Below are 24,283 nucleotides of genomic sequence, written 5' to 3'. Positions count from 1 at the left end.
CGGTCCTAGGATGAACGACGTGACCGAGGCCCCGCAGAACCCGTTGGACCTGACCCTCGACCAGGCGCGTGCCGAGGCCGAGCAGCTCGTCGAGCGCATCAACGAGGCCCGTGACGCGTACTACGGCGACGACGACTCCCGGGTCGACGACCAGACCTACGACGGCTGGATGCGCCGGCTCGAGGAGCTCGAGCGGCTGCACCCCGAGATCCAGGGTCAGGACTCGCCGACCCTGTCGGTCGGCGCCGCCCGCAGCTCCGAGCTCGCGCCGGTCGAGCACGCCGAGCGCATGCTCAGCCTCGACAACGTCTTCTCGCCCGAGGAGCTCACCGCGTGGTGCGAGAAGACCCGCGCCTCGGCCGGGCGCGACGTCCGGTGGCTCACCGAGGTCAAGATCGACGGGCTGGCCCTCTCCCTGCGCTACGAGCACGGCCGCCTCGTCAGCGCAGCGACCCGGGGCGACGGCCGGGTCGGCGAGGACGTCACGACCAACGCGGTACGACTGCCCGGCGTCCCACGACGGCTCGACGGCGAGGGACACCCACCGCTCGTCGAGGTCCGTGGAGAGGTCTTCATCGCGGTGGCCGCGTTCGAGCGGCTCAACGCGCTCCAGGCCGACCTGCGCGAGCGGGTCGTGGCCGAGATGACCGCGCGTGGCGTCGAGCAGGACCGGGCCGAGGCTGCCGCCGCCCGACGCTTCCCGGCCTTCGCCAACCCTCGCAACGCGGCCAGTGGCGGCCTGCGTCAGCTGCTGGGCAAGAAGGACGGGCTCGAGCGTGAGGCGGGGGAGGCGCGGATCGCGGCGCTGTCGCTCTACGTGCACGGCATCGGCGCCTGGGAGCGCCCGCCGGTCGCCGCGCAGAGCGAGGTCTACGACCTGCTCGCGTCGTGGGGCCTGCCCACCAGCCCGCACTCGCGGGTCTACGACTCCGTCGACGACCTCCTCGCGCGCGTCGCCGAGCTCGGCCAGGACCGGCACGCGATCGAGCACGAGATCGACGGCGTCGTCGTCAAGGTCGACGAGCTCGCGCTGCACCCCGAGCTCGGTGAGACGAGTCGCGCGCCCCGCTGGGCGATCGCCTACAAGTTCCCGCCCGAGGAGGTGCACACCCGCCTGCTCGACATCGTCGTCTCCGTCGGCCGCACCGGTCGGGCCACGCCGTTCGCCGTGATGGAGCCGGCGCAGGTCGCGGGCAGCGTCGTGCGGCAGGCCACCCTGCACAACAAGGACGTCGTCCGGCAGAAGGGCGTGCTCATCGGCGACACGGTCGTCCTGCGCAAGGCCGGCGACGTCATCCCCGAGGTGCTGGGCCCGGTCGTGGAGCTGCGCGACGGCAGCGAGGTCGAGTTCGTCATGCCCGACGACTGCCCCGTGTGCGGCACGCCGCTGCGGCCCATGAAGGAGGGCGACGTCGACCTGCGCTGCCCGAACGCGCAGACCTGCCCGGCGCAGGTGCGGGGCCGGGTGGAGCACGTCGGGTCGCGGGGTGCGCTCGACATCGAGGCGCTGGGCGAGGTCACGGCCGCCGCGCTCACGCAGCCGACGGTGCCGGAGGAGCCGCCGCTGCGCAGCGAGGCGGGGCTGTTCGACCTCGACCTCGACACGCTCGTGCCGATCGAGGTGGTCGTGCGCGACGCCGAGACCGGCGAGCCACGCATCGACGAGCGCACGGGCGAGCCGGTGCGCCGTGCCCCGTTCCAGCGGGTCGAGGTCACCTACCCGCCCGGGTACGAGGACGCGTCGCCCGCGGAGCGTCGGGCGGCGGGTGTCCGCAAGGACCACCGCGTCCTGCACCCGTCGGCGCAGGCACTCACGCTGGTCGACGAGCTCGAGAAGGCCAAGACGAAGGACTTCTGGCGTCAGCTCGTGGCACTGTCGATCCGCCACGTCGGCCCGGTCGCGGCACGGGCGCTGGCGCAGTACTTCGGCTCACTCGAGGCGATCCGCGAGGCCGACCGCGACACGCTCGCGCAGGTCGACGGCGTCGGCCCGATCATCGCCGACTCGCTGCTGGAGTGGCTCGCCGTCGACTGGCACCAGGAGATCCTCGACCGCTGGGGCGCGGCCGGCGTCCGGTTCGCGATCCCCGACCACCCCGGTCCCGGTGCGGCGTCCACCGGCGGCGGCACCCTCGACGGGCTCACCATCGTCGTCACCGGCTCGCTCGAGGACTTCACGCGCGACTCCGTCAAGGAGGCGATCCTCGCGCACGGGGGCAAGGCCGCCGGGTCGGTGAGCAAGAAGACCGACTACGTCGTCGTCGGCGACAACCCCGGCTCCAAGGCCGACAAGGCCGAGCAGCTCGGCGTGCCCATCCTCGACGAGGCGGCCTTCAAGACGCTGCTCGCCGAGGGCCCGCCGCGCGAGGAACCGGACGCCGAGGCGGAGGACGAGCCGACCACCGACGAGGCGACCACCGACGAGGCGCCTGCCGGAGACTGAGCTCGCCGTTTCGGGCTTGCTGGTGCGCTGCCGCAGGGGGTCTCGTCCTGCTGGTGCGCTGCCTCGGCCTTCGCTGGGGGTGGCCTCGGAAAGGGCCTCGACCGGCAGCGGGTCTGGGGGTGGTCTCGGGTCTCGGGGACTGGTCTGGGCCTGTGGGTGACGCACGATTCTTCGTTTCTGCGCTCTGGGGCCAACACTCTGCGTTGGTGCGTCCTATCGGTGGATCTGCAACCGCAGGAGCGCTTCTGCGGTTGCCGATGCACCGATCGGGGGCGGGGCGCGGTAGGGATTCTCCCTTCTCGTGGACCGGTCCACGAGAAGGGAGAATCGTGCGACTTCCCGAGGCAAACCGCACCCACGATTCTTCCTTTAGGTGCAGAAGTCCGAACGCTTCTGCGCTGGCGACGGGATCCCGTAGGAGACGCAGAATCCTTGGACTCTTAGCGCACGAACGCAGCATCCCGCGTCCACCCCGAGCACCAACCCGCAGCCCGAGACCCAGACCAGCGCCGCCGCCAGCCGCCCGGTCGAGGCCTTTTCGGAGACCACCCCCAGCGAGGGCCGAGGCAGCGCACCAGCAGGACGAGACCGACTGCAGGCAGCCCACCAGCACGTCGACACCCCTGCGACAGCGCAGCAGCACGACGAGACCGACCGCAGGCAGCGCACCGCCCCCGGGCGCGCTCAGTCCACGTCGGCGGAGTCGGGGTCGAAGAGGTCCGCGGCGGCGCCGACGACGAGGGGGTCGGGGGTGCGGACGACGTCGTGGTCCTTGCCGGGGTAGTCGAAGCGGTGCAGCACGTGGCGCATGGCCTCGAGGCGGGCGCGCTTCTTGTCGTTGCTCTTCACGACGGTCCAGGGGGAGTGCTTGGTGTCCGTCCGGCGGAACATGGCCTCCTTCGCGTCGGTGTAGGCGTCCCACTTGTCCAGGGAGGCGAGGTCCATGGGGGAGAGCTTCCACTGACGGACCGGGTCGATCTGGCGGATCGTGAACCGGGTGAGCTGCTCGGCCCGCGAGACGGAGAACCAGAACTTCACGACGTGGATGCCGTCGTTGACGAGCATCTTCTCGAACGCGGGCGCCTGCTTGAGGAACTCCGTGTACTGCTCGGGCGTGCAGAAGCCCATCACCCGCTCGACGCCGGCCCGGTTGTACCAGGAGCGGTCGAAGAACGTGATCTCGCCCGACGTCGGCAGGTGGTAGACGTAGCGCTGGAAGTACCACTGGCCCTGCTCGCGGTCGGTCGGCTTGACCAGCGCGACGACCCGGGCGCCGCGGGGGTTCAGGTGCTCGGTGAAGCGCTTGATGGTGCCGCCCTTGCCGGCCGCGTCGCGGCCCTCGAACAGCAGGACGAGACGCTGCCCGGACTCCTTGACCCAGCTCTGCAGCTTGATCAGCTCGATCTGCAGCAGACGCTTCTCCAGCTCGTACGTGTCCCGGTCCAGACGCTCGGTGTACGGGTAGCCCTCGCGCCACGTGTCGACGGCCAGGCCGCCGGCGTCGAGGAGGACGGGATCGTCGTCGTCGGAGTCGTCGACGGAGAAGGCGGACAGCTGTACCGGGCTGAGGGTCTCGAGCACGACGCGCAGCGTAGGGGAGGCCGGTGAACGTGAGGTGACTCCTCACTACGATGGGTCGGTACCCGCACCCCAGCCGCAAGGGAGACGCATGTCGTCGGCCATCTCGCGTGAGGACGTCGCCCACCTGGCGAACCTCGCGCGCATCTCGCTCAGCGAGGACGAGCTCGATCGGCTGGGCGCCGAGCTGCCCGCCATCCTTGACCACGTCGCCGCGGTCCAGGAGGCCGCGAGCGCCGACGTGCCCGCCATGAGCCACCCCGTGCCGATCGACAACGTCTTCCGCGACGACGTCGTCCGCCCCGGTCTCACGCCCGACGAGGCCCTCGCGGGCGCGCCCGCCAGCGAGGAGCAGCGCTTCCTCGTGCCGCAGATCCTGGGGGAGGACTGACATGAGCGACCCCATCCGCCTCAAGGCCGCCGAGATCGCCGACGCGCTCGCCGACGGCAGCCTGACGTCCGTCGACGTCACGCAGGCCCACCTCGACCGGATCGCCGACGTCGACGACCGGCTCGGCGCGTTCCTGCACGTCGACGCCGAGGGGGCGCTGGCCACCGCGGCCGACGTCGACGCGCGCCGTGCCGCGGGCGAGACGCTGCCGACGCTGGCCGGCGTGCCGGTGGCCGTGAAGGACCTCATCAACACGGTCGGCCAGCCCACCACGGCCGGCTCGCGGATCCTCGAGGGCTGGGTGCCGCCGTACGACGCCACCGTCGTCTCGCGTCTGCGCGCCGCCGGGCTGCCGATCCTCGGCAAGACGAACCTCGACGAGTTCGCGATGGGCTCGTCCAACGAGCACTCCGCCTACAAGCCTGCCCGCAACCCCTGGGACACCGAACGCATCCCCGGCGGCTCCAGCGGCGGGTCGGCCGCCGCCGTCGCCGGCTACGAGGCACCGCTCGCGCTGGGCACCGACACCGGCGGCTCGATCCGCCAGCCCGGCGCCATGACCGGCATCGTGGGCGTCAAGCCGACGTACGGCGGGGTCTCGCGGTACGGCGTCATCGCCATGGCCAGCAGCCTCGACCAGGTCGGTCCGATGGCCCGTTCCGTGCTCGACGCCGCCCTGCTGCACGAGGTGCTCGCCGGCCACGACCCGCTCGACTCCACCAGCCTCGACGCCCCCGTGCCCTCGGTCGTCGACGCCGCACGCCGCGGCGACGTCGCGGGCCTGCGGGTCGGCGTCGTCAAGGAGCTCGGTGGCGAGGGTTTCCAGCCCGGGGTCCAGCAGCGCTTCGACGAGACCGTCGAGCTGCTCGCGCAGGCCGGGGCGGAGGTCGTGGAGGTCTCGTGCCCGAGCTTCGAGCACGGCATCGCCGCCTACTACCTGGTCATGCCGAGCGAGGTCTCGAGCAACCTGGCCCGCTTCGACGCCATGCGGTACGGCCTGCGGGTCACGCCCGACGGCCAGCTCGCGAGTGCCGAGCAGGTCATGGCGGCCAGCCGCGACGCCGGCTTCGGCGACGAGGTCAAGCGCCGCATCATCCTCGGCACCTACGCGCTGTCGAGCGGCTACTACGACGCCTACTACGGCTCGGCCCAGAAGGTGCGCACCCTGGTGGCGCGCGACTTCGCGGCAGCCTTCGAGCAGGTCGACGTGCTCGTCTCGCCCACGGCGCCCACGACGGCGTGGCGGCTGGGCGAGAAGAGCGACGACCCGCTCGCGATGTACCTCGAGGACGTCGCGACGATCCCGGCCAACCTGGCCGGCGTGCCGGGCCTCAGCCTGCCCGTCGGGCTCGCCGGCGACACCGGCCTGCCCGTGGGCGTGCAGGTGCTCGCCCCGGCCCAGGCCGACGACCGGTTGTACAACGTCGGCGCCGCCCTCGAGCGGCTCGTCGACGCACCCGCCCTGTCCGACATCGACGCGGGAGCCGCCCGATGAGCACGCAGACCACTCCCGCACTGGTCCCCTTCGACCGGGCGATCGAGCGCTACGACCCCGTGCTCGGGCTCGAGGTGCACGTCGAGCTGAGCACCGCCACGAAGATGTTCTGCGGGTGCGCCACGACGTTCGGCGCCGAGCCGAACACGCAGGTCTGCCCGGTGTGCCTCGGCCTCCCGGGTGCGCTGCCGGTCGTCAACGCGAAGGCCGTCGAGTCGGCCATCCGCATCGGGCTCGCGCTCAACTGCGAGATCGCCGAGTGGTGCCGGTTCGCGCGGAAGAACTACTTCTACCCCGACATGCCGAAGAACTTCCAGACGTCGCAGTACGACGAGCCGATCGCGTTCGACGGCTACGTCGACCTCGACGTCGAGGGTGAGACCTTCCGCATCGAGGTCGAGCGCGCCCACATGGAGGAGGACACCGGCAAGTCGCTGCACGTCGGCGGTGCGACGGGTCGTATCCACGGGGCCGACCACTCGCTGCTCGACTACAACCGCGCCGGGATCCCGCTCATCGAGATCGTCACGCGCACGATCGAGGTGCCTGCCGAGAAGGCCCCGGCCGTCGCACGCGCCTACGTCCAGCACCTGCGCGACCTCATGGTGGCGCTCGACGTCTCCGACGCCCGGATGGACCAGGGCTCCCTGCGCGCCGACGTCAACCTCTCGCTCAAGCCGAAGGGCTCCACGACGCTGGGCACGCGCAGCGAGACGAAGAACGTCAACTCCTTCCGCTCGGTGGAGCGGGCGGTGCGCTACGAGGTCTCGCGGCACGCGGGCGTGCTCGACGCCGGCCAGAGCATCCTGCAGGAGACCCGGCACTTCCACGAGGCCGACGGCTCGACCTCGCCGGGACGTCCGAAGTCCGATGCCGACGACTACCGCTACTTCCCCGAGCCCGACCTCGCGCCGGTCTCGCCCTCGCGGGACTGGGTCGAGCAGCTGCGCGGAACCCTGCCAGAGCCTCCGGCGGAGCGGCGCAAGCGGCTGCAGGCCGAGTGGGGCTTCTCCGACCTCGACATGCGCGACACCGTCGGCGCGGGGGCGCTGGAGCTGGTCGTCGCGACGGTGGCCGCAGGCGCCACGCCGGCCGCGGCGAAGAAGTGGTGGCTGGGCGAGCTGGCCCGACGCGCCAACGAGGCGGGCGTGGGTCTGGACGAGCTGGGCGTCACGCCCGAGCAGGTCGCGGGCGTCCAGGCGCTCATCGACGAGGGTCGGGTCAACGACAAGCTGGCGCGGCAGGTCCTCGAGGGCGTGCTGGCGGGGGAGGGCTCGCCCGAGGAGGTCGTGACCGCCCGCGGGCTCGAGGTCGTCTCCGACGACGGTGCCCTCGGAGCGGCCGTCGACGCCGCGATCGCCGCGAACCCCGACGTCGCGCAGAAGATCCGCGACGGCAAGGTGCAGGCCGCCGGCGCGCTCATCGGTGCCGTGATGAAGGAGATGCGCGGCCAGGCCGACGCCGGACGTGTGCGTGAGCTGATCCTCGAGAAGCTCGCCTGAGCGCCCGTGACGACGCACGAGGGCGAGGACGTCGGCCGCCGACCGAGGCCGTGGTCGCGGCTGCTGGTCGTCTCGGCCCTCGCTCTCGGCGTCGTCGGCGTCGCGCTGGTCGTGGTCGCGAACCTCCTGGTCGTGGGTCGCACCTCCGAGCGGCTCACGCGTCAGGTCGACGACCTCGACCCGGCGCAGGTCGCGATCGTGCCGGGGGCCGGCGTGTACCCCGACGGCTCGCTGGGGCGCCCCGTCGAGCAGCGCGTGCGTGCTGCCCTCGAGCTCTACGACCGGGGGCTGGTCGAGAAGATCCTGGTCTCGGGCGACAACGGCACCCCGAGCTACAACGAGCCCGACGCCATGCGCGACGCCGTCCTCGAGGCCGGCGTGCCGGCCGCCGACGTGTTCACGGACTACGCCGGCTTCAGCACGTGGCACACCATGCGGCGCGCCCGCGACGTCTTCGAGGCCGACACCGCGATCGTCGTCACCCAGGGCGTCTACGCCGCCCGTACCGTCGACCTCGGCGTGGCGGCCGGGCTCGACGTGCAGGGCTACGTCGTCAGCGAGGGCGGCCGGCGCGCACGGGAGTGGCTCGCCCGCGTGCGGGGACTCGGCGAGGCGACGTTCCGCCCGCGGGTGACGCCGGGCCCGGCGATCCCGATCACCGGCGACGGTCGCACGTCGTGGGCCGACGACCCCGCCTGACGACGGCCGGTCTCACGTCCCGCGCAGCGCCTCGATCCGCTCCAGGAGGAGCTGCAGCTCCTCGAGCACGACGTCGGGGTGCTCGACGGGGATGAAGTGGGTCGCGTCGAGCTCGCGGAAGCGGGACCTGCGGACGTTCTGCGAGGCGGTGTACATGTCGCGCGCCCCGGTGAGCACGTCCCAGCGTCCCGCGACGAACGTGGTCGGCACGTCGATGGCGGACAGACGCACCCGCGCGTGCTTGGACACGCCCAGGGCGAGCCGGGCGTACCAGGCGGGGTGCGTGGTGAAGAACTCCTTCACCATGGCCTGCAGGTCGGCGGTGTCGGCGGCGGGGTCGATGAGCCGTGCGTGGCGCAGCAGGTCCGTCGTCGAACGGGTCCAGGGCAGCCTGCGGGTCACCGGTGCGAGACCGTGACCCGTCACCGTGGTCACCCGGGCCAGACCGACCATCAGCTGCCGAGCGAGGAACGGCGGGACGTGCAGGGGAGCGAGCATCGTCCCGAACGTGTTGCCCGGGACGCCGGCGACGGCCAGGATGCCCTCGACCCGCTCCGGGTGACGCCCGGCGAGCTCGAAGGCCACCGTCACGCCGGTCGACCAGCTCAGCACGGGCGCCGACTCCAGGCCCGCGTCGTCCATCACGGCCAGGGCGTCCTCGACGAAGGAGTCGAGGTCGACACGACCGTCCGCGGGACGGGCCGAGCCGCCGACGCCGCGGTGGTTCCAGGAGACGACCCGCACGCCGCAGTCCGGGTTGAGCAGGGTCGGCCAGGCGTAGGGGTTGGTGCCGAGCCCGTTGCACAGCAGCACGGTCGGTCCGTCGGCGTCGTTGGTCCAGGCGCGCAACCGCGTGCCGTCGGCGCTGATGACGTCGTGGAAGCGCACGAGGCCGGGGGTCTGGCTCACGGGCGACGATCCTGCCCGCTCGCGGGGCCGTCCGCAACGCGTTCGACGGAACTCGACCGCGTGGTGCTACCCGGACAGCCGCGACTCGAGGGCGTCGGCGAAGGTCGTGGCGCCCGTCGCGGTGTGCGGCAGGAAGAACGACGGCTCCGTCAGCTCGAGCTCCATGAGGCGCGGACGACCGTCGGGCCCGGTCACGACGTCGACCCGGGCGTACAGCAGCTCCTGGCCGGTGAGCTCCCGTGCCACGCGCACCGCGTGCTGGGCGAAGGCCACCTGGTCGGCGGACGGCTCACGCGGCCCGATGTCCTCCTTCAGCTCCGGGATGCTGCGCGGGTCGTCGCCACGGGCGAGGAGGGCACCCTTGCGGAAGGCGTGCGACACGGTGCCGCCGAAGAGGAGGATGCCCGTCTCGCCCTCGGTGTCGACGGCGTCGACGTAGGGCTGCACCATCGTGGCGCGACCGGAGTCGAGCAGGCGACGGCTGTGCGCGACGGCCAGCTCCGGGTCGCTCCAGCGGGCGGTGTCGGCCGCGCCGGCCGAGACGGTCGGCTTCACCACCCACTCGTCGGCCGCCGGCAGGTCGTCGACGGACCGCACCGACCAGGCCGTGGGCACGACTGCCACGCCCGCCTCGTCGAGGGTCCGCAGGTAGGTCTTGTCGGTGTTCCACCGCAGCACGGCGGCGGGGTTGGCGAGCCGCGGCACCGCGTCGGCCCAGGCGAGGAACTCAGCGCGCCGCGGCACGTAGTCCCAGCAGGAGCGGACGACGACGAGGTCGTAGCCGTCCCAGTCGACGTCGGCGTCGTCCCAGACGACGGTGTGCGCGTCGATCCCGCGGGCGGTCACGGCCGCGGTGAGCAGGGGAAGGTCGGGATCGAGGTGTCGGAAGTCTTCGCCGACGGCCCAGGCGATGCGCATGAGGCCATGATGTCAGGGACACTTTCTGTCTTACCTGAAGGCATAGACTTATCTTCATGACGGAGCTGTCGACGCGGGTGACAATGATCGTCGACCTCGTCGGCTCGCGCCGGCACGCCGACCGCGCCTGGGTGCACCGGGCGTTCACGGACGCCTTGGCCGCCGTCAACGGGACCGTGCCCGCCGAGCAGCCGCTCGAGCCCACGGTCGGCGACGAGGCGCAGGCTCGGTACGCGACGGTCGAGGAGGCGCTGAGGTCGTCGTTGCTGCTGCGCCTCGAGCTGCCGGATCAGCTCGACGCCCGCACCGGCATCGGCGTGGGCCCGGTGCAGCACCTCGGGCACGGGGCCGTCGGCCTGCTCCAGGACGGCCCGGGCTGGTGGGCCGCCCGGGACGCCATCAACGAGGCGAAGGCGCGGGAGACGGGCCGCGACCGCACGCTGCGGACCTGGTACGTCGTCGCCGACGGTGTGCCGCAGGGCGGCGAGCACCCGGACCCGGCCCACGTCGACGCCTTCCTGCTGCTGCGCGACGAGATCGTCAGCGGCATGCTGCCGCGGTCGCGGCGGCTGCTCCGCGGCGTGCTCGACGGTCGGACCCAGGCTGACCTCGCCGACGAGGAGGGCATCAGCGCCTCCGCGGTCTCGCAGAACCTGCGCCGCAGCGGTGCCTACGCCGTCCTGCACGCGCACGACCTGCTGCGGCACGGCACCGTGCTCACGCCCCCCGCGCCGGGTCAGTAGCCCACCAGTGCCGCGAGGACGAAGAACGGCACGGACGCCCCGGCCAGACGCATCGCGAGGCGGACCCAGTGGTACTTGCGCGCCACGATCCGCGACAGCTCGTAGAGCTGGTGCCGGGTCCGCGCCGGCAGGGTCGGCGGCTGGGCGTCGAGCGAGGCGTCGAGCGCCTCACGGGAGTCGAACGCGGCGACGTGGCCCCAGTAGTAGACCTGGGGGGACGGCGGGGGCACGGTGAACCGCGGCCACACGGCGAGCGCCGCCGCACCGACGGAGCCGGCGGCGAGCAGGGCGCCGACGTACCAGACCGTCCGTCCGGCGACGTCGAGCTCGGCGGGGCTCCAGTCCCGCGCGATGAGTCCGGCGAGGAGGGCGCCGAAGCCGATGCCCAGCACCGCGAGCACCATCGAGGCCTTGTGGTCGGCCGCGCCCACCTCGTTGCGGGCCTCCGCGAGGATGCTCAGCTCGACCTCGATCGCCTCGACAGGAGCGTCCGCGGCCGCGGTGGACGGTGTGGCCTCGGACGGGGCGTCAGCCGAGGGGTCGGCGGGCCGGTCGGTCATGGTGCTCCTCTCCGCCGTCATCGTGCCACGAGCCTCGGACGTCCTGGCGCGACGCGACGACACATCAAGCCCTCATGCTTGATTCACATGAATCAAGCCTCGAGCATTGATATGGTGCAGGCATGTTCGCCCTCACCCTCGACCAGCGCCGGAGCCGTCAGGCCGCCGACGCGGTGCCCGACCTCCTGCGCATGGTGGACGCGACGCCGACGGTGCGAGGCTTCGAGCGCACCGTCGGCGACGAGGTGCAGGCGCTCGTGGACGATCCCGTGGTCGCCGTCGACGTCGTGGCGCTGGTCGCGCGGACGCAGCGCTGGTGGGTCGGGGTCGGCGTCGGTGACGTCGAGACCCCCCTGCCGACGTCGGTGCGGGCCGCGCGAGGTCCTGCCCTGTACGCGGCGCGGACGGCGGTCGAGCGCGCGGCGCGGTGTCCTGCAGGCGTCGCGCTCGACGTCGGGGCGGGGCGCGAGGAGGAGGCCGGCGTCGACGCCGAGACGGTGCTCCAGGTGCTGGCCCGGCTCGTCGCCGACCGGTCGGCGGACGGGCAGCAGGCGGTCGACGTGCTCGAACGGCATGCGACGCAGCGGGCCGCTGCGCAGGAGCTCGGGATCACGCCGCAGGCCATGAGCGCGAGGCTCCAGGTCGCGCGTCGCGACGACGAGCAGCGGCTGCGTCGCCTCGCCGTGCGGCTGCTCGTCCGGGCCGACGAGGCGGCGACATGACCAGCGGACGCCGCCGAGCCGCCCGGTCGTAGGATCAGCCCATGCCCAGCGAGACCCCCGAACGCCGCCCCGCCCCGACGCCCGAGCCCGGCGTCGACATCAAGCCCCGCAGTCGCGACGTCACCGACGGTCTCGAGAAGACCGCCGCGCGCGGCATGCTGCGCGCGGTGGGCATGGGCGACGAGGACTGGCCGAAGCCGCAGGTCGGCGTCGCGTCCAGCTGGAACGAGATCACCCCCTGCAACCTCTCGCTCGACCGGCTCGCCAAGGCGGTCAAGACGGGTGTGCACGCCGCAGGCGGCTACCCGCTGGAGTTCGGCACCATCAGCGTCTCCGACGGCATCAGCATGGGCCACGAGGGCATGCACTTCTCGCTCGTCAGCCGCGAGATCATCGCCGACTCCGTCGAGACCGTGATGATGGCCGAGCGGCTCGACGGCTCGGTGCTGCTGGCCGGCTGCGACAAGAGCCTGCCCGGCATGCTGATGGCGGCCGCACGCCTCGACCTGTCCAGCGTGTTCCTCTACGCCGGCTCGATCATGCCCGGCAACGTCGACGGCAAGGACGTCACGATCATCGACGCCTTCGAGGCCGTCGGTGCCTGCATCAAGGGGCTCATCACGCGCGAGGAGGTCGACCGCATCGAGCGGGCGATCTGTCCCGGCGAGGGCGCCTGCGGCGGCATGTACACCGCGAACACGATGGCGTCCGCCGCCGAGGCGCTCGGCATGAGCCTGCCCGGCTCGGCCGCGCCGCCCGCCCCGGACCGTCGTCGTGACGACTACGCCGCCAAGTCGGGCGAGGCCGTCGTCGAGCTGCTGCGCCGGGGCATCACCGCCCGCGACATCATGACGCTCGAGGCCTTCGAGAACGCGATCACGGTCGTGATGGCGCTCGGCGGCTCCACCAACGCCGTGCTGCACCTGCTGGCCATCGCCCGCGAGGCGGGCGTGCCGCTCACCCTCGACGACTTCAACCGCGTCGGCGACAAGGTCCCGCACCTCGGCGACCTCAAGCCGTTCGGCCGCTACGTCATGAACGACGTCGACAAGGTCGGCGGCATCCCGGTCATCATGAAGGCGCTGCTCGACGCCGGGCTCATGCACGGCGACGTCATGACGGTCACGGGTCGCACGATGGCCGAGAACCTCGCCGACATCGACCTCGGCCTCGACGGCGACATCATCCGCCCCCTCGACGCGCCCATCCACAAGACCGGTGGGCTCACGATCCTGCGCGGGTCGCTCGCGCCCGAGGGTGCCGTCGTGAAGAGCGCCGGCTTCGACTCCGACGTGTTCCGCGGCACCGCGCGCGTCTTCGACGGCGAGCGCGCCGCGATGGACGCCCTCGAGGACGGCACGATCACGGCCGGCGACGTCGTGGTCATCCGCAACGAGGGACCCAAGGGCGGACCGGGCATGCGCGAGATGCTCGCCATCACCGGGGCCATCAAGGGCGCGGGTCTCGGCAAGGACGTCCTGCTGCTCACGGACGGCCGCTTCTCCGGCGGCACCACCGGGCTGTGCGTCGGCCACGTCGCCCCCGAGGCCGTCGACGGCGGCCCCATCGCGTTCGTGCGCGACGGCGACCCGATCACGCTCGACGTCGCCAACCGCACCCTCGAGGTCGAGATCGACGACGACGAGCTCGAGCGGCGCAAGGTCGGCTGGGAGCCGGCGGCGCCCAAGTACACGTCCGGCGTGCTCGCCAAGTACCGCAAGCTCGTCAGCTCCGCGGCGCACGGCGCCGTCACCGGGTAGTGCCCGACTTCACCGACGAGGAGCTCGCGACCGCCCTGAAGGTCCTCGGGGAGGCGCAGTTCCTGGGGGAGGACGACGAGGCGTACGTGGCGCTGCGTCGTGCCTGCGGCGCGTTCTACAAGGACGTCAAGAAGCAGCGGCGCCGGGCCGCGCGGGCAGCGACCGCCGCCGCCGACCGCGAGGTCGTCGAGCGCACCGCGACCGGCTCCGCGCAGCGCATCGACGACGAGACGGCGGGCATCGCGCTGACGTCGACCGCGCGCGGGGCGACGGCGGGCGTGCTGCAGGTGCCCCGCGGGTGCTACATCTGCAAGCGCAAGTTCACCCTCGTCGACGCGTTCTACCACCAGCTGTGCCCCGACTGCGCGGCCATGAGCCACGCCAAGCGCGACGCGCGCACCGACCTCACCGGGCGTCGAGCGCTGCTCACCGGCGGACGGGCCAAGATCGGCATGTACATCGCGCTGCGGCTGCTGCGCGACGGCGCCGAGACCACCATCACCACCCGGTTCCCGCGCGACGCCGTGCGTCGGTTCGCGAGCCTGCCCGACAGCGCCGACTGGATGCACCGACTGCGGGTCGTCGGCATCGACCTGCGCGACCCCGCGCAGGTGGTCGGGCTCGCCGACGACCTCGCGGCGCGCGGGCACCTCGACATCATCATCAACAATGCGGCGCAGACGGTCCGGCGGTCGCCGGGCGCCTACGGCCCGCTGGCCGAGTCCGAGGGCGTGCCGCTGCCGCCCGGGCTGAGCCAGGAGACCGGGGGACCGGAGCTCGTCACGTTCGGTCATACGAGCGACCTGCACCCGGCCGCCCTGGTCGGCTCGGTCGAGTCGCACCCCGTGCTGGCAGCCGACGCAGCCACCGCCGACCGACTCTCCGAGCGGCTCGAGCAGGCGATGACGGCGGGGTCGGCCGACCTGGACCGCATCGACGCGGGCGGGCTCGTGCCCGACGTCGTCGACACGAACAGCTGGGTGCAGACGGTTTCCGAGGTCGACGCGCTCGAGCTCCTCGAGGTCCAGCTCTGCAACCAGACGGCCCCGTTCATCCTCATCAGCCGGCTGCGCCCCTCGCTCGCCGCCTCGCCCGCGCGACGGACCTACGTCGTCAACGTCTCGGCGATGGAGGGCCAGTTCTCCCGCCGCTACAAGGGACCCGGCCACCCGCACACGAACATGAGCAAGGCGGCGCTGAACATGCTGACCCGCACGAGCGCGGGGGAGATGCTCGAGACCGACGGCATCCTCATGACGGCCGTCGACACCGGCTGGATCACCGACGAACGTCCCCACACCACCAAGGTCCGGCTCGCCGAGGAGGGCTTCAAGGCCCCCCTCGACCTCGTCGACGGCGCCGCCCGCGTGTACGACCCGATCGTCCGCGGCGAGGCCGGCGAGGACGTGCACGGCGTGTTCCTCAAGGACTACGCCGTCTCGCCCTGGTGACCTCGGGGTCGGCGTTCGTCTGACCTGCGGCTGCGTCGGTGTGGCTTCTCGCTCGACGTCCGGCTGCGCTGGTGTGGGTTTCGTTCGGGTGGGGCTGCGCTGGTGCGGCTCCTCGGTCGGGTGGGGCTGCGCCGGTGCGGCGGGTCGTGGAGGTGGTCTCCGCAAGGGCCTCGACCGGGCGTTTGGCGACCGTGCTGGTCCGGGGCCTCGGGCTGCGGGTCGCGCTCGGGGTGGACGCACGATTCTTCGTTTGCGCGTCCCATCGGTGGATCTGCAACCGCAGGAGCGCTTGTCCGGTTGCGGATCCACCGATGAGCGGGTCAGGGGTGGCAGTGCTTCTCCCTTCTCGTGGACCGTGCCACGAGAAGGGAGAAGCGCTGCCCACCCCACCCCCAGGGGCGCCCACGATTCTTCCTTCGTGCGCTGGCGGTCGAACGCTTCTGCGTTGACGACGGGATCCCGTAGCAAACGCAGCATCCTCGGCCCTCCCACGCACGAACGCAGACTCTTGCGTCCAACCCGAGCCACAGCCCGAGAACCAAGCCCACGGGCCCGCCCAGTCGCCCGGTCGAGGCCCTTGCGGAGACCACCCCCAGCGCCGGCCGAGGCAGCGCACCAGCACGACAGGACCCGCGCAGGCAGCGCACCAGCAGGACAGGATCCCCGCAGGCAGCGCACCAGTACGACAAGAGCCCCGCAGGCCGCGCACCAGCAAGGTCCCCGTCCCCGCCGACAGCGCACTCACCAGGTCACGATCGACCCTGCCAGACGGCAGCCCGTCCGGATGCTGGTACGTCCTGTCTCAGAACTTGACCACGCCGCGCGGGAGGGCGAGACTGTCGAGGTGCCGTTCACCCGCCTTGTCGTAGACGACTGACGCGACGACCCGCCGTCTCGCGTCACCCTCCGTGCGCCATCATTGGCCGGGGGGTTTTTTCATGCGAGGGGACAGGACGCCGGCCGGCGCCACGCCGGGGCCGACGAGCACGCAGCACACCCACCGGGCACGACCAGACGAGATGAGGACGAAGCGATGACGGAAGTGGTCACGAGGCCGAGCAGCGACACGCTGACGGGCGCCCAGAGCCTCGTCCGGTCGCTCGAGCACGCTGGTGTCGAGGTCATCTTCGGCATCCCCGGCGGCGCGATCCTGCCCGCCTACGACCCGCTCTTCGACTCGAGCATCCGCCACGTGCTGGTGCGTCACGAGCAGGGGGCGGGCCACGCGGCGCAGGGCTACGCGATGGTCACGGGACGCGTCGGCGTGTGCATGGCCACCTCCGGGCCGGGCGCGACGAACCTCGTCACCGCCATCGCCGACGCCTACATGGACTCCGTGCCGATCGTCGCGATCACCGGCCAGGTCTCGTCGAGCCTCATCGGCACCGACGGCTTCCAGGAGGCTGACATCCGCGGCATCACGATGCCGATCACCAAGCACAGCTACCTCGTGACCGACCCCGCCGACATCCCGACCGTCGTCGCCGAGGCGTTCCACATCGCCAGCACCGGCCGCCCCGGCCCGGTGCTCGTCGACGTCGCGAAGGACGCGCTGCAGGCCACGACCACCTTCCACTGGCCGAACGAGCTCGCGCTGCCGGGCTACCGGCCGACCACGCGTCCCCACGGCAAGCAGGTGCGCGAGGCCGCGCGCCTCATCGCCGCCGCGGAGCGACCCGTCCTGTACGTGGGCGGCGGCGTGATCAAGGCCGACGCCGCAGCCGAGCTGGCCATGCTGGTCGAGCTCACCGGCATCCCGGTCGTCACCACGCTGATGGCGCGCGGCGCGTTCCCCGACAGCCACGAGCTGCACCTCGGCATGCCCGGCATGCACGGCACGGTCGCCGCCGTCGCCGCCCTGCAGAAGTCGGACCTGCTGATCTCGCTCGGCGCCCGCTTCGACGACCGCGTCACCGGACAGCTGGAGACCTTCGCGCCCGGCGCCAAGGTCATCCACGCCGACATCGACCCGGCCGAGATCGGCAAGAACCGCGAGGTCGACGTGCCGATCGTCGGCGACTGCCGCGAGGTCATCGCCGACCTCGTCGTCACGCTGCGCAAGCAGGCCGACGAGACCGGCACGAAGGGCGACTACACCGCCTGGCGCCAGCAGATGCTCGCCGTCAAGGACAAGTTCCCGGTCGCGTACGACACGCCCGGCGAGGGTCTCGCCCCGCAGACCGTCATCGAGCGGATCAGCGCCATCGCCGGCCCCGAGGCCACCTACGTGGCCGGCGTCGGCCAGCACCAGATGTGGGCCACGCACTTCATCGACTTCGAGCGTCCCCGCCAGTGGCTCAACTCCGGTGGCGCCGGCACCATGGGCTACTCGGTGCCCGCCGCGATGGGTGCGCAGGTCGGCCTGCCCGGATCCGTCGTGTGGGCCATCGACGGCGACGGCTGCTTCCAGATGACCAACCAGGAGCTCGCCACCTGCGCGCTCGAGGGCATCCCGATCAAGGTCGCCGTCATCAACAACTCCTCGCTCGGCATGGTGCGCCAGTGGCAGACCCTCTTCTACGAGGGCCGCTACTCCAACACCGACCTGAACACCGGCCCGGAGTCCATCGGTGCGCGCCGCATCCCCGACTTCGTCAAGCTCGCCGACGCCTACGGCTGCGTCGGCCTGCGCTGCGACAGCCCCGACCAGCTCGACGCCACCATCGAGCAGGCCATGGCCATCACCGACCGACCCGTCGTCATCGACTTCGTGGTCGAGCGCGACGCCATGGTCTGGCCGATGGTGGCCGCCGGCACCAGCAACGACGACATCAAGATCGCGCGCGACCTCGCGCCCGAGTGGGAGGACGAGGACCTGTGAGCGACCGGCACCGAGAGGCAGGGCACACGGCATGACCACCCAGCACACCCTCAGCGTCCTGGTCGAGAACACGCCCGGCGTCCTCGCGCGCGTCTCGAGCCTGTTCATGCGGCGCGGGTTCAACATCGACTCCCTCGCCGTCGGCCCCACGGAGATCCCCGAGATCTCCCGCATGACGATCGTCGTGAACGTCGACGAGCTGCCCCTCGAGCAGGTCACCAAGCAGCTCAACAAGCTCGTCAACGTCCTCAAGATCGTCGAGCTCGACTCGTCCTCCGCCGTGGAGCGCGAGCTGATGCTCATCAAGGTCCGCACCGACGCGCAGACCCGCGGACAGGTGCTCGAGACCGTCCAGCTGTTCCGCGCCAAGGTGGTCGACGTGTCCACGGACGCCGTCACCATCGAGGCCACCGGCGACTCCGGCAAGCTCACGGCCATGCTCAACGTGCTCGAGCCGTTCGGCATCCGCGAGATCGCCCAGTCCGGTCGCGTCGCGATCGGACGAGGCGCCCGCTCCATCACCGACCGCACGCTGCGGACGGTGCCGGGGCACCACAGCGCCTGACCCCCCGACCCACACCACGACACCAGGAGAAACCAGTGGCCGAGCTGTTCTACGACGACGACGCAGACCTCAGCATCATCCAGGGCAAGCAGGTGGCCGTCATCGGCTACGGCAGCCAGGGGCACGCGCACGCCCTCAACCTGCGCGACTCGGGCGTCGACGTCCGCATCGGCCTCGCCCCGGGCTCCAAGAGCCGCGAGAAGGCCGAGGCCGAGGGCCTGCGCGTCCTCGACGTCGCCGACGCCGTGGAGGAGGCCGACGTCATCGTCGTGCTGACCCCCGACCAGGTCCAGCGTCACGTGTACGCCGAGTCGATCGAGCCCAACCTCGTCGACGGAGACGCCCTCGTCTTCGGCCACGGCTTCAACATCCGCTACGGCTACGTCAAGCCCCCGGCCGGCGTCGACGTGCTCCTCGTCGCCCCGAAGGCACCCGGCCACACCGTCCGCCGCGAGTTCGTCGCCGGGCGCGGCATCCCCGACATCATCGCGGTCGAGCAGGACGCCACCCAGGGCGCCTGGGACCTCGCCCTCTCCTACGCCAAGGCCATCGGCGGCACCCGCGCCGGCGTCATCAAGACGACCTTCACCGAGGAGACCGAGACCGACCTCTTCGGCGAGCAGGCCGTGCTCTGCGGTGGCATGTCGCACCTCGTGCAGGCCGGGTTCGAGACCCTGACCGAGGCCGGCTACCAGCCGGAGATCGCGTACTTCGAGGTGCTGCACGAGCTCAAGCTCATCGTCGACCTCATGTGGGAGGGCGCGGCATCGCCAAGCAGCGCTGGAGCATCTCCGACACGGCCGAGTACGGTGACTACGTCTCCGGCCCCCGCGTCGTCGACGCCTCCGTCAAGGAGCGCATGCAGGCCGTCCTCGCCGACATCCAGGACGGCACCTTCGCCAAGCGGTTCATCGACGACCAGGACAACGGCGCCGCCGAGTTCCTCGCCCTGCGCGAGCAGGAGGCCCAGCACCCGATCGAGGCCACCGGCAAGGTGCTGCGCTCCCACTTCTCGTGGAAGCAGCAGGACGCCGACTACGTCGAGGGCTCTGCCGCTCGATGACGCTCCGCGTCGGGGCCGCTCGATGACGCTCCGCGTCGGGGCCGCTCGATGACGCTCCGCGTCGGGGCAGCTCGATGACGCTCCGCGTCGGGGCCGCTCGATGACGCTCCGCGTCGGGGCCGCTCGCTGACGCCCACCCTGTGAAGGCCCCCGTCCACCGGACGGGGGCCTTCGCTATGGTCGACGTGTCCGGGGTGCCCCGCAGGGGCTGAGATGACACCCGCCGAACCTGATCCGGTTAGCACCGGCGCGAGGGAGACACATGGATCCGACGCCTGCCGTCACGACGGCCCTGCGCGAGCGCAGCCCGCTCGTGCAGTGCCTCACCAACTACGTCTCGATGGACCTGGCAGCCAACGTGCTGTCCGCCGCGGGCGCGTCGCCCGCGATGGTCCACGACCCCCACGAGTCCGCCGACATGGCAGCGCTCGCCGACGCCGTCTGCGTCAACATCGGCACCCCGTCGCCGTCGTGGGCCGACGGCATGCGGCTGGCCGCCGGGCGGGCGCAGGCCGACGCCACGCCCTGGGTGCTCGACCCCGTCGCCGTCGGCGCGACGGCCTACCGCCGCGAGCTCGTCGCCGACCTCCTGCAGCTGCGGCCCACCGTGGTGCGCGGCAACGCGGGGGAGGTGCTCGCCCTCGCCGGCGCCGTCGGTGGCTCGCGGGGCGTCGACAGCCTCGCCGCGTCGCACGACGCGCACGACGCAGCCGTGCTGGTCGCCCGCGAGCACAGGTGCGTCGTCGTCGTGAGCGGGGAGGTCGACGTCGTGACCGACGGCGACCGCACGCTCCACGTGGTCGGCGGGCACCCGTGGATGCCCATGATCACCGCGCTCGGCTGCTCGTCGAGCGCCCTCGTCGCGGCGGCCTGCGCCGTCGTCGAGGACCCGCTCGAGGCCGCTGCGGGAGCCATGGGGCTGCTGGCGGCCGCGGGCACGTCGGCAGCCACGGTCGCGCAGGGTCCGGCCAGCCTGCGGGTCGCGCTCGTCGACCGGCTGGCCGACCCCGACGGGCTCGAGCTCGTCGGGCGCGTCCGTCCGGTGCCGGCATGAGCGACGTCCCCGACCTGCGCCTCTACCTCGTGACCGACCCGTCCTTCGGTGCCGACCTGCGCCGCGTGGTCGTCCCCGCGGTCGAGGGCGGCGTCACCTGCGTGCAGGTCCGTGACAAGCAGGCCACGCCGGCCGAGGTCGAGGCCCAGGTCAGGCTGCTGCGCGAGGCACTCGTCGGCTCGGGGGTGCCCGTGGTCGCGAACGACCACGTCCTCCCGGCGGCCGACGGGGTGCACGGCGGGCTCGCGGACGCGCACCCCACCGTGCTGCGGGCTGCCGCCGGTCCCGACGCCGTCGTCGGCTGGTCGGTCGAGACGCTCGGGCAGCTCGACGACGCGGCGGCCCTCGCCGCGTGCACGTACCTGGCCGTGAGCCCCGTCCACGACACCCCGACCAAGCACGACACGGCACCAGCACTCGGCCTGGCCGGCGTCGCCTCGGTGGCGGAACGGGTCGGCGGACGGCTGCCGCTCGTCGGCATCGGTGGCCTCGACGAGACGACGGCCGGCCCAGCCGTGCGGGCGGGCCTCGACGGCGTGGCCGTGGTGCGTGCGGTGGGCTCCGACCCTGACCCGCGCGCTGCCGCTGCCCGGCTGCGTCGGGTCGTCGACGCCGCGCTGGCCGCCCGGCGCGAGGACGTGTCGGCATGACGGGCCGCGAGCCGGTGGTGCTCACGGTCGCGGGCTCCGACCCGTCGGGTGGAGCCGGGATCCAGGCCGACCTCAAGACCGCCACGGCGCTCGGCGTGTACGCGGCGTCCGTCGTCACCGCCGTCACCGTGCAGGACACCACCGGGGTCCGCGCCGTGCACGAGGTGCCGCTCGACGTCGTCCGCGGTCAGCTCGAGGCCGTGCTTGGGGACCTCGACGTCCGGGCGGTCAAGGTCGGCATGCTGGGCTCCCCGGCGCTGGTCGGGCTGGTCGCCGAGCTCCTCGCCGACCAGCCCGCGCTCGTCGTGGACCCGGTGATGGTTTCGACGTCAGGCCACCGGCTGCTCCCGGAGGACGCCGAGGCAGCCGTGCGCGACCTCCTCGTGCCGCGCGCGACCCTGGTGACCCCGAACCTGCCGGAGGCCTCGGTGCTCACGGGCCTCGCTGCGCAGACCGACCCCGGCGAGCTGGGCCAGGCCCTGCTCGCGCTGGGGCCGGGTGCCGTCCTGCTCAAGGGCGGTCACGGAGACGGTCCGGCGAGCGACGACCTGCTCGTCGACGGTCGCGGCAGCACGTGGTTCCGGGCGCCGCGGATCGACACGCCCCACACCCACGGCACGGGGTGCACGCTCTCGGCCGCAGTGGCGACGCGGCTGGCGCTCGGCGACCCGCTGGCCGACGCCGTCGGTGCCGCCAAGGCCTACCTCGGCGAGGCGCTCGCGTCCGGTGCTGAGCGGCGCATCGGCGAGGGCCGCGGCCCCGTCGACCACCTCGTCCGACTCCGGGGGACCACGGCATGACGACCGCGTTCTCCGCACGGGCCTGGGCGCACGTGGCCGACCGCTACGCCGACGTCCGTCGCCACCCGTTCGTCACCGGCCTGGCCGGCGGGACGCTGCCCGACGCCGTGTTCGGCCACTACCTGGCCGACGACGCGCACTACCTCGCCGGCTACGCCCGGACGCTCGCGCGCATCGCGTCGCGCCTGCCCGACGTCGACGACGTCGGTGCGTGGGCCGGCTTCGCCGCCGGCGCCGTCGAGGCCGAGCGAGCGCTGCACGTGGGGGAGCTCGCCCGGCGCGGGATCGACCCGGCGACGCACGCGCCGACGAGCGCGTGCCGCGACTACGTCGACGCGCTCGCCCGCCATGCCGACGCGTCGCCGGTCGAGGTCGCGGTGGCGGCGGTCCTGCCGTGCTTCCGCGTGTACGCCGAGGTGGGGCGGCACCTCGCGTCGACCGCCGGCGACCTGGCCGCCCATCCCTACGGCGCGTGGATCGCGACCTACGACGACCCCGCCTTCGAGGCGTCCGTCGCCCGGGCGGAGGCGACGGCCGACCGCCTCGCCGCCGGCAGCGGGCACGTCGAGGAGATGCTCGAGGCCTACGCCGACGCCACCGACCGCGAGTGGCACTTCTGGGACGCCTCCTGGCGCGCGACCACCTGACTAGGCGATGAGGTCGACGGCCGGTCCGGCGGTGTCGCAGCGTCGCCCCGACACGACGACGGACCAGGCGCGTGCGAGCCGTTCGACGGCCTCGACGCCGACGTGCTCGGGCGCGGTGCACGGCAGCCGCAGGCGACGTTCGCCGGCGCTCGGTGCGCCCAGCGTGAACCGCGGGCCCGGCGTCAGGTGCAGCCCCTCCTGAGCCGCCGCGGCGACGAGCAGGCTGGACGAGCGGCTCGGCAGGCCGACCCACAGGTTGGGCCCGCCGGCGGGCACGGGGACCTCCCAGTCGGGCAGCCGCTCGGCCAGCGCGGCCACCAGGGCCGCTCGCTGGCCCCGCAACCGGGTGACGGTCTCGTCGAAGAGGTGCGTGTGGTGCCGCAGGACCTCGGCGGCCACCAGCTGGTCGAACGCGGCGGTCCCGAGGTCGTGGCGCATGCGCGACTGCAGCAGCGCCGTGACGTGGCGCCGTGGTGCGCGGATCCAGCCGATCCGCAGGCCGCCCCACAGCACCTTCGACAGGGAGTCGACGACGATCGCGTCGGGGTCGTGGGCGGCGTACGACGTCGGCAGCCCGTCGCCGGAGAGGTCCAGGCGACGCATCGACTCGTCCACGACGGTCAGCACGTCGTGCCGCCGCAGCGTCCGGGCGAGCCGCAGCCGGGTGCCCTCCGGCATGACCGCGCCGGTCGGGTTGTGGAAGTCGGGGATCAGGTACGCGGCGTCGACGTGCGGCGCCTTCGTGCTCGCCGCCTCCAGGTCCCACGGGTCGTCGCCGATCGGCAGGGGAGCGGTGCGGTAGCCGAACCCGGTCAGCGACTCGACCCCGTGCGGGTACGAGGTGCCCTCGACGAGGAGCCCGGCGCCGGGTCGACCGAACGTGCGGCCCACCAGGGAGATCGCCCCCTGGGCGCCGTTGGTGACGATCACCTGGTCCGGGTCGGTCGGGATGCCGGCCTGGGTGTACTCGGCGGCCACCAGCTCGCGCAGGACGGGAAGTCCGTCGGGCAGGTAGCCGCTGGTCGTCAGCAGCGACGGCAGCTGCTCCGCCGCGGCCTGGAAGGCGCGGGTCAGCCCGGAGGGCCCCGTCGGTGCAGAGAACGTCATCGCGATCGTGTCGGGGTCGTCGGGGTCGACGATCAGGCTGCTCGCGGTGGCCGACGTGGTGGGCACACGCAGCACGCTGCCGCTGCCCTGGCGCGAGTGCAGGACCCCGCGACGGCGCAGCTCGTCGTACGCCCGCGTCGTGGTGGTGCGGCTCAGGCCCATCGCCTGCGCCAGGGCGCGCTCGCTCGGCAGCCGCGTGCCGTCGAGCAGGCGACCGTCGACGACGAGCAGGCGGATGCTGTCGGCGAGCGTGCGGTACGCGGGACCGTCGGGGAGCGCGCCGATCAGCGCCGCGAGCCGGAAGGCGGAGGTACGGGGGTCCACACGCCCAGCATGCCGCGCCAATGGACCCGGGCGAAAGGGCCACTTCGACCGAAGTGGCTGCAACCACCCGTCGCCCAGTGG

At 72.6% G+C, this 24,283-nt stretch carries 20 protein-coding genes, 1 pseudogene and 1 riboswitch; of the genes and pseudogenes, 16 read left to right on the top strand and 5 right to left on the bottom strand.

From position 1 onward, the window contains the following. Positions 1–10 precede the first annotated feature (10 nt). The gene (gene ligA, locus QE370_RS15695; protein ID WP_396127824.1) at positions 11–2,443 is read left to right on the top strand and encodes an NAD-dependent DNA ligase LigA; all 2,433 of its coding nucleotides are present in this window, start codon (positions 11–13) and stop codon (positions 2,441–2,443) included. Positions 2,444–3,127: 684 nt separating this feature from the next. Here the strand turns inward: ligA and ppk2 are convergent. Beyond that, on the bottom strand, positions 3,128–4,024 hold the full coding sequence (gene ppk2, locus QE370_RS15690) for a polyphosphate kinase 2 (RefSeq protein ID WP_253024886.1): 897 nt from the start codon (positions 4,022–4,024) through the stop codon (positions 3,128–3,130). A gap of 88 nt (positions 4,025–4,112) precedes the next feature. Here ppk2 and gatC point away from each other — a divergent pair, with 88 nt between their 5' ends. The 4 genes from gatC to QE370_RS15670 are packed head-to-tail and all read left to right on the top strand — an operon-like array spanning position 4,113 to position 8,108. Next, entirely contained in the window at positions 4,113–4,412 is a 300-nt protein-coding gene (gatC, locus tag QE370_RS15685; RefSeq protein WP_067856425.1) for an Asp-tRNA(Asn)/Glu-tRNA(Gln) amidotransferase subunit GatC, read from the top strand. A 1-nt stretch (position 4,413) separates the two neighbouring features. Continuing rightward, the gene (gene gatA, locus QE370_RS15680; RefSeq protein ID WP_253024887.1) at positions 4,414–5,907 is read left to right on the top strand and encodes an Asp-tRNA(Asn)/Glu-tRNA(Gln) amidotransferase subunit GatA; all 1,494 of its coding nucleotides are present in this window, start codon (positions 4,414–4,416) and stop codon (positions 5,905–5,907) included. After that, positions 5,904–7,409, top strand: coding sequence for an Asp-tRNA(Asn)/Glu-tRNA(Gln) amidotransferase subunit GatB (gatB, locus tag QE370_RS15675; RefSeq protein ID WP_253024903.1), 1,506 nt, complete (start codon positions 5,904–5,906; stop codon positions 7,407–7,409). The genes gatA and gatB overlap by 4 nt, the downstream gene beginning before the upstream one ends. A 6-nt stretch (positions 7,410–7,415) precedes the next feature. Then, positions 7,416–8,108 carry a vancomycin high temperature exclusion protein gene (locus tag QE370_RS15670; RefSeq protein WP_253024905.1) on the top strand — a complete coding sequence of 231 codons (693 nt, stop codon included), beginning with the start codon at positions 7,416–7,418 and terminating at the stop codon, positions 8,106–8,108. Positions 8,109–8,120: 12 nt separating this feature from the next. Here the strand turns inward: QE370_RS15670 and QE370_RS15665 are convergent, their stop codons facing one another. Together QE370_RS15665 and QE370_RS15660 are read right to left on the bottom strand one after the other, a co-directional pair. Continuing rightward, positions 8,121–9,017, bottom strand: coding sequence for an alpha/beta fold hydrolase (locus QE370_RS15665; RefSeq protein ID WP_253024907.1), 897 nt, complete (start codon positions 9,015–9,017; stop codon positions 8,121–8,123). A gap of 66 nt (positions 9,018–9,083) precedes the next feature. Beyond that, positions 9,084–9,935, bottom strand: a complete 852-nt coding sequence (locus QE370_RS15660) for a hypothetical protein (protein ID WP_309634916.1) — start codon at positions 9,933–9,935, stop codon at positions 9,084–9,086. A gap of 56 nt (positions 9,936–9,991) precedes the next feature. Here QE370_RS15660 and QE370_RS15655 point away from each other — a divergent pair, with 56 nt between their 5' ends. Further along, on the top strand, positions 9,992–10,678 hold the full coding sequence (locus tag QE370_RS15655; RefSeq protein WP_309634915.1) for a hypothetical protein: 687 nt from the start codon (positions 9,992–9,994) through the stop codon (positions 10,676–10,678). Here QE370_RS15655 and QE370_RS15650 read toward each other — a convergent pair. Then, positions 10,672–11,238 (bottom strand): Pycsar system effector family protein, encoded by a 567-nt coding sequence (locus QE370_RS15650; RefSeq protein WP_309634914.1) that lies wholly within the window; start codon positions 11,236–11,238, stop codon positions 10,672–10,674. The genes QE370_RS15655 and QE370_RS15650 overlap by 7 nt on opposite strands. 122 nt (positions 11,239–11,360) lie before the next feature. Between QE370_RS15650 and QE370_RS15645 the strand changes: the two genes are divergently transcribed. The 10 genes and pseudogenes from QE370_RS15645 to QE370_RS15600 all read left to right on the top strand — a co-directional run bounded on the left by QE370_RS15645 (position 11,361) and on the right by QE370_RS15600 (position 22,771). After that, entirely contained in the window at positions 11,361–11,960 is a 600-nt protein-coding gene (locus tag QE370_RS15645; protein ID WP_309634913.1) for a hypothetical protein, read from the top strand. A gap of 41 nt (positions 11,961–12,001) precedes the next feature. After that, positions 12,002–13,720, top strand: coding sequence for a dihydroxy-acid dehydratase (gene ilvD, locus QE370_RS15640; RefSeq protein WP_253026995.1), 1,719 nt, complete (start codon positions 12,002–12,004; stop codon positions 13,718–13,720). Beyond that, positions 13,720–15,171: an SDR family NAD(P)-dependent oxidoreductase gene (locus QE370_RS15635; protein ID WP_253026996.1), complete on the top strand. Its 1,452-nt coding sequence runs from the start codon at positions 13,720–13,722 to the stop codon at positions 15,169–15,171. Before ilvD ends, QE370_RS15635 begins: the two co-directional genes overlap by 1 nt. Positions 15,172–16,204: 1,033 nt before the next feature. Then, positions 16,205–17,992 (top strand): acetolactate synthase large subunit, encoded by a 1,788-nt coding sequence (locus QE370_RS15630; protein ID WP_067856453.1) that lies wholly within the window; start codon positions 16,205–16,207, stop codon positions 17,990–17,992. Positions 17,993–18,023: 31 nt separating this feature from the next. Then, the gene (gene ilvN / locus QE370_RS15625; RefSeq protein ID WP_067856456.1) at positions 18,024–18,557 is read left to right on the top strand and encodes an acetolactate synthase small subunit; all 534 of its coding nucleotides are present in this window, start codon (positions 18,024–18,026) and stop codon (positions 18,555–18,557) included. Between the two features lie 35 nt (positions 18,558–18,592). Further along, positions 18,593–19,620, top strand: a pseudogene (gene ilvC / locus QE370_RS15620) (ketol-acid reductoisomerase). A gap of 180 nt (positions 19,621–19,800) precedes the next feature. Continuing rightward, positions 19,801–19,894, top strand: a riboswitch (TPP riboswitch). Then, the gene (gene thiM / locus QE370_RS15615; RefSeq protein WP_309634912.1) at positions 19,883–20,674 is read left to right on the top strand and encodes a hydroxyethylthiazole kinase; all 792 of its coding nucleotides are present in this window, start codon (positions 19,883–19,885) and stop codon (positions 20,672–20,674) included. (Overlaps the previous riboswitch by 12 nt.) Continuing rightward, complete coding sequence (locus QE370_RS15610; RefSeq protein WP_309634911.1) at positions 20,671–21,324, top strand: thiamine phosphate synthase; 654 nt, start codon at positions 20,671–20,673, stop codon at positions 21,322–21,324. The genes thiM and QE370_RS15610 overlap by 4 nt, the downstream gene beginning before the upstream one ends. Next, on the top strand, positions 21,321–22,124 hold the full coding sequence (thiD, locus tag QE370_RS15605; protein ID WP_309634910.1) for a bifunctional hydroxymethylpyrimidine kinase/phosphomethylpyrimidine kinase: 804 nt from the start codon (positions 21,321–21,323) through the stop codon (positions 22,122–22,124). The genes QE370_RS15610 and thiD overlap by 4 nt, the downstream gene beginning before the upstream one ends. Continuing rightward, positions 22,121–22,771, top strand: a complete 651-nt coding sequence (locus tag QE370_RS15600; RefSeq protein WP_309634909.1) for a TenA family protein — start codon at positions 22,121–22,123, stop codon at positions 22,769–22,771. The genes thiD and QE370_RS15600 overlap by 4 nt, the downstream gene beginning before the upstream one ends. Here QE370_RS15600 and QE370_RS15595 read toward each other — a convergent pair whose 3' ends face one another. After that, positions 22,772–24,202, bottom strand: coding sequence for a PLP-dependent aminotransferase family protein (locus QE370_RS15595; protein WP_309634908.1), 1,431 nt, complete (start codon positions 24,200–24,202; stop codon positions 22,772–22,774). Between the last annotated feature and the right edge of the window lie 81 nt (positions 24,203–24,283).

This window comes from Aeromicrobium sp. SORGH_AS_0981 (genome assembly GCF_031453195.1).
Taxonomy (GTDB): Bacteria; Actinomycetota; Actinomycetes; order Propionibacteriales; family Nocardioidaceae; genus Aeromicrobium.
The sequence above is the reverse complement of the archived record's forward strand: the minus strand, read 5'-3'. Positions and strand labels throughout refer to the sequence as shown.

What these genes read in the sequence shown, in the direction of transcription:
- ligA (WP_396127824.1), top strand. Translation starts at nt 11, where the DNA reads ATGAACGACGTGACCGAGGCCCCGCAGAACCCGTTGGACCTGACCCTC.
- gatC (WP_067856425.1), top strand. Translation starts at nt 4,113, where the DNA reads ATGTCGTCGGCCATCTCGCGTGAGGACGTCGCCCACCTGGCGAACCTC.
- gatA (WP_253024887.1), top strand. Translation starts at nt 4,414, where the DNA reads ATGAGCGACCCCATCCGCCTCAAGGCCGCCGAGATCGCCGACGCGCTC.
- gatB (WP_253024903.1), top strand. Translation starts at nt 5,904, where the DNA reads ATGAGCACGCAGACCACTCCCGCACTGGTCCCCTTCGACCGGGCGATC.
- QE370_RS15660 (WP_309634916.1), bottom strand. Translation starts at nt 9,935, where the DNA reads ATGCGCATCGCCTGGGCCGTCGGCGAAGACTTCCGACACCTCGATCCC.
- QE370_RS15655 (WP_309634915.1), top strand. Translation starts at nt 9,992, where the DNA reads ATGACGGAGCTGTCGACGCGGGTGACAATGATCGTCGACCTCGTCGGC.
- QE370_RS15650 (WP_309634914.1), bottom strand. Translation starts at nt 11,238, where the DNA reads ATGACCGACCGGCCCGCCGACCCCTCGGCTGACGCCCCGTCCGAGGCC.
- QE370_RS15645 (WP_309634913.1), top strand. Translation starts at nt 11,361, where the DNA reads ATGTTCGCCCTCACCCTCGACCAGCGCCGGAGCCGTCAGGCCGCCGAC.
- ilvD (WP_253026995.1), top strand. Translation starts at nt 12,002, where the DNA reads ATGCCCAGCGAGACCCCCGAACGCCGCCCCGCCCCGACGCCCGAGCCC.
- QE370_RS15630 (WP_067856453.1), top strand. Translation starts at nt 16,205, where the DNA reads ATGACGGAAGTGGTCACGAGGCCGAGCAGCGACACGCTGACGGGCGCC.
- ilvN (WP_067856456.1), top strand. Translation starts at nt 18,024, where the DNA reads ATGACCACCCAGCACACCCTCAGCGTCCTGGTCGAGAACACGCCCGGC.
- thiM (WP_309634912.1), top strand. Translation starts at nt 19,883, where the DNA reads ATGGATCCGACGCCTGCCGTCACGACGGCCCTGCGCGAGCGCAGCCCG.
- QE370_RS15610 (WP_309634911.1), top strand. Translation starts at nt 20,671, where the DNA reads ATGAGCGACGTCCCCGACCTGCGCCTCTACCTCGTGACCGACCCGTCC.
- thiD (WP_309634910.1), top strand. Translation starts at nt 21,321, where the DNA reads ATGACGGGCCGCGAGCCGGTGGTGCTCACGGTCGCGGGCTCCGACCCG.
- QE370_RS15600 (WP_309634909.1), top strand. Translation starts at nt 22,121, where the DNA reads ATGACGACCGCGTTCTCCGCACGGGCCTGGGCGCACGTGGCCGACCGC.